This is a genomic window from Photobacterium sp. OFAV2-7 (assembly GCF_022347985.1).
GTDB lineage: Bacteria > Pseudomonadota > Gammaproteobacteria > Enterobacterales > Vibrionaceae > Photobacterium.
The window spans coordinates 1-9,967 of record NZ_JAKRFQ010000085.1 but is presented as its reverse complement, the minus strand read 5'-3'; the positions used below and the strand labels follow the sequence as shown (position 1 = coordinate 9,967).

At 52.9% G+C, this 9,967-nt stretch carries 9 protein-coding genes and 1 pseudogene; all 10 read right to left on the bottom strand.

Features of this window, described 5'->3' with window-relative positions:
• Positions 1–210, bottom strand: a pseudogene (locus MHN01_RS07630) (flagellar motor switch protein FliM); the annotation flags it as partial.
• Positions 211–217: 7 nt separating this feature from the next.
• On the bottom strand, positions 218–709 hold the full coding sequence (gene fliL, locus MHN01_RS07625; RefSeq protein ID WP_239410772.1) for a flagellar basal body-associated protein FliL: 492 nt from the start codon (positions 707–709) through the stop codon (positions 218–220).
• A gap of 51 nt (positions 710–760) precedes the next feature.
• Positions 761–2,953: a flagellar hook-length control protein FliK gene (locus MHN01_RS07620; RefSeq protein WP_239410771.1), complete on the bottom strand. Its 2,193-nt coding sequence runs from the start codon at positions 2,951–2,953 to the stop codon at positions 761–763.
• Between the two features lie 85 nt (positions 2,954–3,038).
• Complete coding sequence (gene fliJ, locus MHN01_RS07615; RefSeq protein WP_239410770.1) at positions 3,039–3,482, bottom strand: flagellar export protein FliJ; 444 nt, start codon at positions 3,480–3,482, stop codon at positions 3,039–3,041.
• Positions 3,483–3,532: 50 nt separating this feature from the next.
• Positions 3,533–4,855: a flagellar protein export ATPase FliI gene (fliI, locus tag MHN01_RS07610; RefSeq protein WP_239410769.1), complete on the bottom strand. Its 1,323-nt coding sequence runs from the start codon at positions 4,853–4,855 to the stop codon at positions 3,533–3,535.
• Positions 4,855–5,658: a flagellar assembly protein FliH gene (gene fliH, locus MHN01_RS07605; RefSeq protein WP_239410768.1), complete on the bottom strand. Its 804-nt coding sequence runs from the start codon at positions 5,656–5,658 to the stop codon at positions 4,855–4,857. The genes fliI and fliH overlap by 1 nt, the downstream gene beginning before the upstream one ends.
• 44 nt (positions 5,659–5,702) lie before the next feature.
• A complete protein-coding gene (gene fliG, locus MHN01_RS07600) occupies positions 5,703–6,743 on the bottom strand; it encodes a flagellar motor switch protein FliG (RefSeq protein WP_239410767.1) in 1,041 nt (346 codons plus the stop codon).
• Complete coding sequence (gene fliF, locus MHN01_RS07595; RefSeq protein ID WP_239410766.1) at positions 6,736–8,484, bottom strand: flagellar basal-body MS-ring/collar protein FliF; 1,749 nt, start codon at positions 8,482–8,484, stop codon at positions 6,736–6,738. Before fliF ends, fliG begins: the two co-directional genes overlap by 8 nt.
• A 15-nt stretch (positions 8,485–8,499) precedes the next feature.
• Positions 8,500–8,811, bottom strand: a complete 312-nt coding sequence (gene fliE, locus MHN01_RS07590) for a flagellar hook-basal body complex protein FliE (RefSeq protein WP_075763941.1) — start codon at positions 8,809–8,811, stop codon at positions 8,500–8,502.
• Between the two features lie 154 nt (positions 8,812–8,965).
• On the bottom strand, positions 8,966–9,967 hold a 1,002-nt coding region (locus MHN01_RS07585), incomplete at its 5' end, for a sigma-54-dependent Fis family transcriptional regulator (RefSeq protein WP_239410765.1).

Below are 9,967 nucleotides of genomic sequence, written 5' to 3'. Positions count from 1 at the left end.
GTTAAACAGGCTGAGCCGCATATGACGAGAAAAACGTTCGTTGATCAATTCCAGCGTGGGCATTCGCCCACGCACGATCCGGTCTTGTGACGAGAAATCAAACGAGATGACACCAGCACTGCTGTCACTCCCGCTATCCTCATCATCTTCTACGTCATCGACGCCATGAAGCAGGGCATCGATTTCGTCCTGAGTTAGTAAGTCACTCACATTAAACCTATTGCATTACAAAGCCAGTAAAGAGTACTCGCTCGACAACCTGGTTGCCGGAGACCTTTACCATGGCATTCTGGACTGAAGACAGTGCCTGCTGACGCAGATCCGCACGCCCGTTCGGGGTCCGAAGCTGCTCTACCGTTGCTGCACCGAAAGTCTGAAGCAATGTACTTTCAATCAGCGGAATATGTTGGCTGGCCGTAGACTCGTTACTGTCACCACGGACCATTAGCTGCACCTTCACCTGCACGAGACGATCTCGCTTGTCACCCGTTACATTAAAGATAAACGGCTGCGGCAGAATCACATAATAAGCCGGTTCGAGCTTCGCCGGCTGTGCCTGCGGAGTGACTTCGGCCACTTCGGCTTCAGGGGCATCGTCGCCCATAAAGAAAAACCATGCGCCGGCACCGCCGCCAAGCAGCAGTACAACCAGTGCAACAATGATAATCAGTTTTTTCTTTCCGCCGGAGTTTTCTGCGCCTTCAGCCATAGTCCTTATAATCCTTTCTCTATCGCGACCACTATTAAGGGGTCATTGTTATTATGCATAATAATCGACGCGGTCAGATGACTGACTCACGTACATATCTACGGGCTCAGAGCCTCCCGGCTCTGCATGCTGGTGGCGCGAGCCACCATTGCCCTGCTGACCGCCACCGCTATTTTGCTGGCCAGCATTGGTCTGGTTTTGTTGCTGGTTCTGCTGCCCGGCAAACTGCTGGCGCGAACTATCTTGCTGAACCGAAGTTTGGGCCAATTGCAAACCTTGCTGGTTCATCAACTCGCGAAGCCGCGGCATCGCCTGTTCGACCAGGTCCCGGGTTTGCTGGTTGCCCACGGTAAACTGCACCGATGCCTGATCCTGATTCAGCGACAGCTTAATCTGTAGTTTACCCAGCTCAGGCGGGTCCAGGCGTATGTCGACATGCTTGAGATTCTTCGACATCATAACCTGCACTCGCTCGGCAAGCTGATCACCAGCCTGTTCCTTGCTCAATTGCAACGGACTTTGCGCCAGCGCAGCTTCTGCCCGCGCCTGCAGTGTCGCCTGCCCCTGCTGCGTTGCCGATCCGGTCAGTGAATGCGTCAGCTCGGGGGATTTCGCATCACTACCCGTTTCAGCCGAAGCCAACTCCATTGCCGCCATAGCGCCCGCGCCTACAGCCGCAGCAGTCCCGGCTGTGCCAGCAAGCTGGGCCTCTGTTGTGCCGCTCACAGATGCTGCCAGCGCCTGGCTACCCAGGCCTAAATTCAATGCCAAGGCCTGACCCGACTCAGGGGAGAGTGCAGGCTGGCTAGCGGCTGCCGACAATGCCCCGGTAACAGCAGTTGCTGCTGCCGTATTGGTCCCCGGCACATTGCTTGGTTTATTCTTACTATCCAATAACTCAGAGGCGACTTGCTGCTCCTTCGTCAGCTCCGCGGTTCTTGGATTGGACGATTGTAACAGATCCACCGAAGGTTGAGGGGCTGTCTGGGTACTTTTCACGTCAGCCCCGACAGCAGCAGTTGTCGCCGTACCGAGAGAAAATGCTTTCAACATACCGTCATCAACCATGCCGCCATCAGAACTGACGTCATCGCCTTCTGCTACAGACTCAGAGGTTTGGTCTCCAGCCTGTTGAGCAGACTGGCCTTCCACGATCTGCTGACCCGGTACAGCAAAGACCTTAGCCAGTTCCTCCTGGCTGATTCCGGCCACTGGCTTTTTTTCCTTCGTCGCGCTGGCTGTTTCCCTCGCTCCTTCAGTCACCTTGATTCTTTGGGCCACCGCGCTATCGGAGTTTTTGACTTGGGCTGCACCAACACCAGCCAAGGCAGCCGGAGCTAATTCGGCATTGCTCTTCTCCGGTGAAACCTTGTTCTCAGATTTCACAGCCTCTGCAACCGACTTACCCTCAGTCTTGCCCTTGTTCTTACTCTTCACCTCGCCGCTAACTTCACCTTGCTGAGGTTTTCCGGCTACCCCAAGCGGCACCTGCTCAGCCCCAACAGGCTTAACGGCCATTTGGTTAGGAGTCACTGACTTTTCTTGCCCCAGCTCTTTATTCACTGGCTCGCTCTGCGAGGCTGAGGCCGCCGATTTGGTCACTAACGACGAAACGGTTGCTGCCTGCGGCAAAGTTTTGCCATCCTGTCCATCTGCAGCAGTCGATGGTGTCGATGCCAGCTGTTTATTTGACTCCGAAAGGCGGTTCAGTAATGCCTCACCGTCATCCATTATCTTTTGCTTTGACGATGGATCAAGCGAGGTACTGCTATCTGGCTTCTGGCTGGCTGAGTTTTGCCCGTTTTGGTGATCTGTTGTTTGACTCTTGCTGACTTCAGGCTGGAGCTCGTCGTTGTTTTTCAGTCGCTTGCCTGTTTCCGGCTCACTCTGCTCAGCCGTTGCCGCCTCTTTGGCTGCTGTCTGGGAGACCTCTTTGCCAGACTGTTGCAACTCGGCTTCGCCCTCTTCGGCTATATCAGCCGGTGCTTGAGATTTCGCTACCGATGCCGCTTGTGGATCACCCTTAATGCTTTTCTCGTCCTTGACGCTTTTCTCATCCTTGACTGCCTGCTCACCCTGAATTTTTTCATCATCGGCGGCAGCTTGAAGCTCTTTGGCAAAACGCCCATCTTCCGGCGAGGCAACACTCTCCTCTCCCAGTAACGCTGAACTGGATTTTGCTCCCTCAGCTTTGGCCGAGGAAGGCGAAGGGATATCTGCTGTCAAAAAGCGAGATGAAAACATGGCGGCTCTTCAGATTAGACTAGTAATAATGCAATAGAATGCAAAAAATAAGCCAACAAGGCATACTAAGAGGGGTAAGTACAGACTAACGATGAATCCTGCGTGCAAACTGCAAGGTGGCAAACTCATCCATCAATTTTTGTTCTTGTTTATCACGCAGCAGTTGCCGCTCGTTATGTTTTTTTTCCAGCAACCATTCGATGGACCGGCGCTTTTTTCTGACCTCATTCCAATGCTCGCTACACTGCTCGACCTGATCCTCAAACTGTCTTCCCGCTTCCCTCTGTGTCACCAGGGTCTCATCCAGCTGACTAAGGAATTTTTGTAGGTGACCATAGGAGCTGGCCGTTAAACCTTGCTGTCCACGGGCCGAAAGCTGCTTACAGTAGTCCAGTCGGTACTGCTCGATCTGCTTTAGCTGCTCCCGATAGTTTTCCAGTTCGGTACGGGCATTGCTAAGGGCAAGTGACGCCTTATGCTCGTCATCTTTGGTTCTTTCCAGAATCAGTTCTAGTGCATTGTCTGCCATTATTGCTCCCGTTTACGCTCGGTTCCGTTAATCAGGTTCGTGACGGCCAGTTAGCCGCCCAGTGTGGAACGAAGCATATTCACACACATATCATATGGAACAGACTCTTTCATCGCCTGCTGCAGATAAGCATCCAATTTAGGCTTGAAGGTAAAGGCCTGATCGATAGCCTGATCGGTGCCGGGTTTATAAGCGCCAATCGATACCAGATCCTGGTTTTTTCGACATATCGACAAGATCTGGCGAACGGCCTTGGACATCAGCATATGTTCTTCACTGACAATGGCCGGCATAACCCGGCTAACAGATCGCTCAACATCAATTGCCGGGTAATGACCGGCATCGGCCATCTCCCGCGATAAGACAATATGGCCATCCAGAATAGCCCGCGAGGCATCGGCAATTGGATCCTGCAAGTCATCACCTTCTGTCAGTACGGTAAAGAAAGCAGTGATCGAGCCCTGATGCTCCCCGCCGTTCCCGGCACGTTCAACCAACGCCGGCAACTTGGCAAATACCGACGGCGGATAACCTTTCGTGGCCGGAGGTTCGCCGACTGACAAGGCGATTTCACGCTGTGCCTGGGCAAAACGGGTCAGCGAATCCATCAACAACAAAACGTCCAGCCCCTGATCCCGAAAATATTCAGCAATCGTGAGCGCAGTCTGACACCCCTTTAAGCGCATCAGGGGCGAGGCATCTGCCGGTGCCGCAACAACGACAGCACGCTGACGGCCCTCAGATCCGAGGATCTCGTCAATAAACTCTTTCACTTCTCGGCCACGCTCACCAATAAGGCCGACCACCACAACCTGCGCCGTGGTTCCCCGGGTCATCATCCCCAGCGTGACCGACTTACCGACACCCGAACCGGCAAACAGGCCGATACGCTGACCTTTTCCGACAGTCAGCAAACCGTTGATGGCTTTCAGGCCAACATCCAACGGCTCTTTGATCGGCTTGCGTGCCAGCGGGTTAATCGGCTCGGCGCTGAAGGAAGCACGGTTCGCGGTATAAATATCCCCCAGCCCGTCAAGCGGATTGCCCACCCCGTCGATAACCCGACCTAATAATTCAGGTCCAACCGGCAGTCCGCTGTTCTGCAGAACCGGAGTGACCTTGGCGCCCGGCATAATACCAGTAAGCTGCTCACTCGGCATCAGGAACAGGGTCTCGCCGGAAAACCCGACGACTTCGGCTTCTATATCACCGTTGAGTGTTTCTACCTGGCACAGGCTTCCGAGCGGTGCCCGGCAGCCGACCGCTTCTAGCGTCAGCCCGACGACACGTACAAGCCGTCCGGATGCCACCGGACGACAGGCAGTATTATTGGTTTGATAGCGTGAAAGGCGTTCAGCCAAAGGAGCAGACATTACTGTCCTCCGTTATTCTGCTGGCTATTGGCCCCGTTGAATTGTTGTAGCAGATGGCGAATACGATCTTCAATAAAATAGTCAACGCTGGAATCACCGGACTGTACCTGAAGATCGCCCCGGTTCAAAGCAGGCTCGGCCTGAAGCGCCCAGTGGCGTTCAGCCAGATTGTCTTCTCCATAGGCTTCCCTGACCAACGCCAGATCCTCGGGATGCAGGCTAAGCCGGGTTTCTCGGCCAGCAATAGGAAGCGCACCGATAACTTCACGGATCGTATTCAGGATAACCTGCGGGTTGGTTTGAACCTCGACCCGGATTAACTCCCGCGTCAGGCTGGTAACCAAATTGATCACCTGAGTTTCGACTTCACTGTCGACTTGCTGTAGTGGGGCAGCCAGCTTTTCAACCAGCTGGGTCAGATGACTGACATGTTCGTTGATCTGCGCCTGGCCTTGTTCCAACCCTTGCTGCAAACCTTGCTCCATGCCTTCCTGCTGCCCGGCTTCAAGCCCTTCGGCCTTACCAACCTCAAGCCCCTCTGCATGACCGGCTATCCGCCCTTCCTCAAGCCCTTCTTCATAGGCAGAGTGGCGAATATCTTCAAGATCAGCAGCTGTCAGCGGTGGGGGGCCCTGCTCTTCCTCTTCCTCAGGCAGCTCCGGTGGCCATTGCGGATCATAGCTAATCGCATTATCCAGCGGCGCTTCTTGTTCATCAGCATAATCCGGATAGGCCCAGCGTTCGAGCTCCTGGGCCTGGTGGTCCGAAACCCGCAAAAAGCCACGGCGGCGGTCAGTACTCATAGCCAGCCCTTACGGCATTATTCTCTTTGCTGGAAAAACGAGGATTACAAGAATTCATCCGCGCCTCCGCCTGTTAGCATCAGCTCACCGGCATCAGACAGACGACGGGCGATAGACAGAATTTCCTTCTGCGCCGCTTCAACATCGGCAACACGAATCGGCCCCATTGCCTCCAGATCATCCTGAAGCATCTCAGCCGCACGTTTCGACATGTTACGAAGGATCTTGTCACGCAGCATATCATCGGCACCTTTAAGGGCCTGCTGCAGCAGATCCTGAGGCACATCACGCAGCAAGGTCTGGATACCGCGATCATCCACCTCGGCGAGGTTGTCGAATACAAACATCAAATCATCAATCTGGGTTGCCATATCTTCATCCGCTTCGCGGATCTGATCCATCAGCAGCCCTTCGACGTTGTTGTCCAGATAGTTCATGATTTCAGCAGCAGCCTTCAGGCCGCCAATTTTCGCAGCCTGTGCACCCGCCTGACCGGCAAACTGTTTCTCCATAATGTCGTTTAGCTCATGCAGTGCTGCAGGCTGAACTTCTTCAAGGTTGGCAATTCGCATCATCAAGTCAAGGCGCACACGTTCAGGGAACTGCGCGAGGATCTCGGCAGACTGTTCCGGCTCCAGGTAGGACAGAACGATAGTCTGGATCTGTGGGTGTTCGTTAAGAATAATGCTCGCCACCTGGCGCGGATCCATCCATTTCAGGGAATCCAGACCACGCGAGCCGCTGCCCATCAGAATTTGGTCGACCAGGTTGTTGGCCTTGTCTTCCCCGAGGGCGGCAACCAGGGTATTACGAACGAAGTCTTCGCTACCCATACCGATACTGGTGTATTTCTGGATATCTTCCAGGAAATGGCGATGAACGGCAGAAACCTTGTCCTGACTCAGGTCGGCCATCGAGGCCATTACCCCACCGACACGCTGAACCTGTTTGGGCTCAAGGTGGCGAATGATACTGGCGGCATCCTGCTCACTGAGGCTGAGCAATAAGATCGCAGCTTTGTCTGCCCCGGTTAAGGTCGAGACATCAAATTTTTTATCTTCTGTGGTTGCGACTTCGTTAGCCATCTTCTGTTACCCAACTTTTCACTACTTGCGCAGCCAGATCCGGTTCATTGGCAACCAGCGCCCTGACGGCTTTCAGCAAATCTTCATCTTTATGCAGATTAGGCAGATCCAAACTACTGCTGCTCAACTCAAGTGACTCGGCACCATCAAGCTCGGCACCAATCAGATCAATGCCTTCTTCACCAGCAGCCAGCATCGGCATACCATTTTCGTCCAGCGGCGTACCGTCCGCCGCCTGGTTCGGGTACAGCAGCTTGCGCATCGCTGGGCGAACAAGCACCACAACCACCACAATAATCACCAGTGCCGCTGCCAGCCAGCGTATCCAGGTATTGAAGTTAGGATGCTCCCAGATTGGCAATTCAGGAACCAGCTGTTCTTCAGGTAAGGCAAACGGCACTGAGATCACTTCCAGCATATCGCCGCGAAGCTCAGAAAACCCCACTCCGCCTTTTAGTAGACGGCTGATCTTCGCAAGCTCGGCTTCACTCACCGGAACACGTGTGATCTCGCCGGTTTCCGCATTAACAACCTGCTTGTAGTCAATAGCGACCGATACCGTCTGACGACTGACAATGCCAGTCTGGGCTCGTTTATGCCTGATGGTCGTATCAAGCTCGAAGTTACGGGTGGACTCACGGTGAACAGAGCCATTGCTTGAACCTTTACCCGACTGCATCTCGGCAATATCCTGAGGTATCGAGGCATCGGCAGGCGGCTGGTTGCTCAGTGCACCCGGAATACCGGCAACCACGTTGCCGTTATTGTAATCTTCCAGCGTATATTCACTTCGTGTTGCTGGTGTGGCCGGATCATATTTCTTTCGCGTCTCTTCGATGGCACTGAAATCCATCGACACATCAACCTGAGAGGTATAATTGCCCAGCCCGAGAACCGGGATCAAAATCGCATCAATTTTTTCGCGCAGGGCCTGCTCTTGTTTGCGTTCGAGTTCATATTCTTTGCGTTGTGCCGTAGCGCTTGGGTCTTCAGTACCGGAGCTCAGCAGACGACCATGTTGATCTGTCACCGTCACTCGGGTTGGCTTTAACCCGGGTACAGCTGTTGCAACCATATCAACAATCGAATCGACTTCCTGCTGGCCAAGCGAGCCGTTGGTACCCAAAGTCAGAAATACGGTGGCCGAGGCTTCCTGGTTATGACGGACAAATACACTCTGCTTTGGCATAGCCAGCAGCACCTGGGCTTTTCGTACCTGGCGGATCTGCTCTATCGCACGGGCCAACTGACGCTCACGGCTTAATTTTAGCCTTTCGCGTTCAAGACGCTGGGAAACGCCGAACCCCATATCCTGCATCAGGATCTCATCACCTTCAGAAACGGTGTTGTTCAAACCCGCCCGGGTCATTTCCAGTTTTATCGACGAAAAAGCATCGGCCGGAACACGGATCGTATTACCGTCAAGGGTGTATTCGATCTTCTTCTGATCGAAATGATCCAAAATAGGGATCAGCTCTTCAGTTTCAAACGTGCCAAGCGGGCGCATTTCCGGCTCTTTGATCCAGGCAACGACAAGTACGATCAATGCCACACAAATCGCCACAGACAGCACCAGAATAACCTGACGAAGTAGGTCTAGGTTACCCAGCATGCTGTCAACACGATTAGCACTTTTTTCTTCTGTATCAGGATTTTGCAGCTCCAGGTCAGTATCTGTAACGACCGGGGCCGGGGCATTACCTGCAACGGCTAATTCGTTGTTTGAAGATGTTTCCGACACTCATTAATTCCTGAATTAAACTGGCATGTTCATTAATTGTTTATACGCATCCACCAGCTTGTTACGAACCTGGACAGTCGCCTCAAACGCAACACTGGATTTATTTCGGGCGATCATGACATCGGAAAGCGACACACTGCGATCCCCCTGATCAAAACGCGTAGCCAGCTCGCTGGATTCTGACTGAAGGTTGTTCACCGTTTTAACGGCATCATTAAGTACTGCGCCGAAATCCGAACTGACCTGCTGGCCTGTCGCCGGGCGAGTCGTGTTCTGGGCTTCCAGCTTCATAGCTTGCATTTCTGCTTGTAGTCCGTTGACTTTCATAATCTTCCCCCGACAGTCAAAAATTTGTCACCTCAAAATGAGGTGTGTTTTTATTAATTCGATTTCTTACTGCTCAGCTTACGACTTTCTTTGCTGTAATTAGCAAGCTTACCGCCAGCATGACTCAAAAGACCAGCAAAATTAAATTTTTACTCTAAACTGGGATCTCAATTCCGGCATCTCGCATTTTTGCGAGCTTGTAGCGTAAGGTCCGCGGACTGATCCCCAGCTTTTCTGCGACGTCTTTCCGTCGCCCTTCACAGGCACGGATTGTTTCTAAAATAATGGAAAATTCCTGCTCCCGGAGCTCATTGCCGAGTCCGTCGACTGAAGGCGGCACCTGAAGCGGTTCAACCGTCGGCGACGGTGTTGCCAATTCTACCGCGCTTTGCAGGCTTTGTGCATCCAGCCAGTCAAGTCCTTCCAACAGAATATGCTCACATTCGATATTGTTGCCATCGCCAAGGATCAATGCCCGCTGAATAACATTATCCAATTCGCGCACATTACCCGGCCAAGCATATTGTTGCAACTTCACTAAGGCAGACTGACTGATTTTTGGCACAGGCAGCCCCTGTTTAACACAGTGGCGTTCTGTCAGGTATGTCGCCAACGGGGCAATATCCCCTTTTCGATCCGTCAGGGCCGGCCATACTAATGGAAAAACATTCAATCGGTAATATAAATCTTCACGAAAATTGCCTTCAGCCACATATTGCTTCAGGTCGCGGTTACTAGTCGCCAGTACTCGGACATTAAGCTTGATACTCTTGCGGCTGCCCAGTCGCTCCACCTCACGCTCCTGCAATACCCGCAGTAACTTGGCTTGCAAGTTCAGATCCATTTCACTGATCTCGTCGAGCAGAATGGTTCCACCCTGTGCCTGCTCGAATTTCCCCGGGCAAGCCTGAATAGCGCCGGTAAACGCGCCTTTCTCGTAACCGAACAATGTCGCTTCCAGCATATTGTCCGGAATAGCCGCACAGTTAATAGCGATAAACGCCCCTTCATGGCGATCGGAGTGGTCATGAATATAGCGAGACATGACTTCTTTCCCCGAGCCACTTGGCCCCAGGATCATCACGCTGGCATCCGTTTTTGTGACCTTTTCAGCCAAGGCTAATAGCTTCAGGGATTTTTCATCCGCCACAATGGC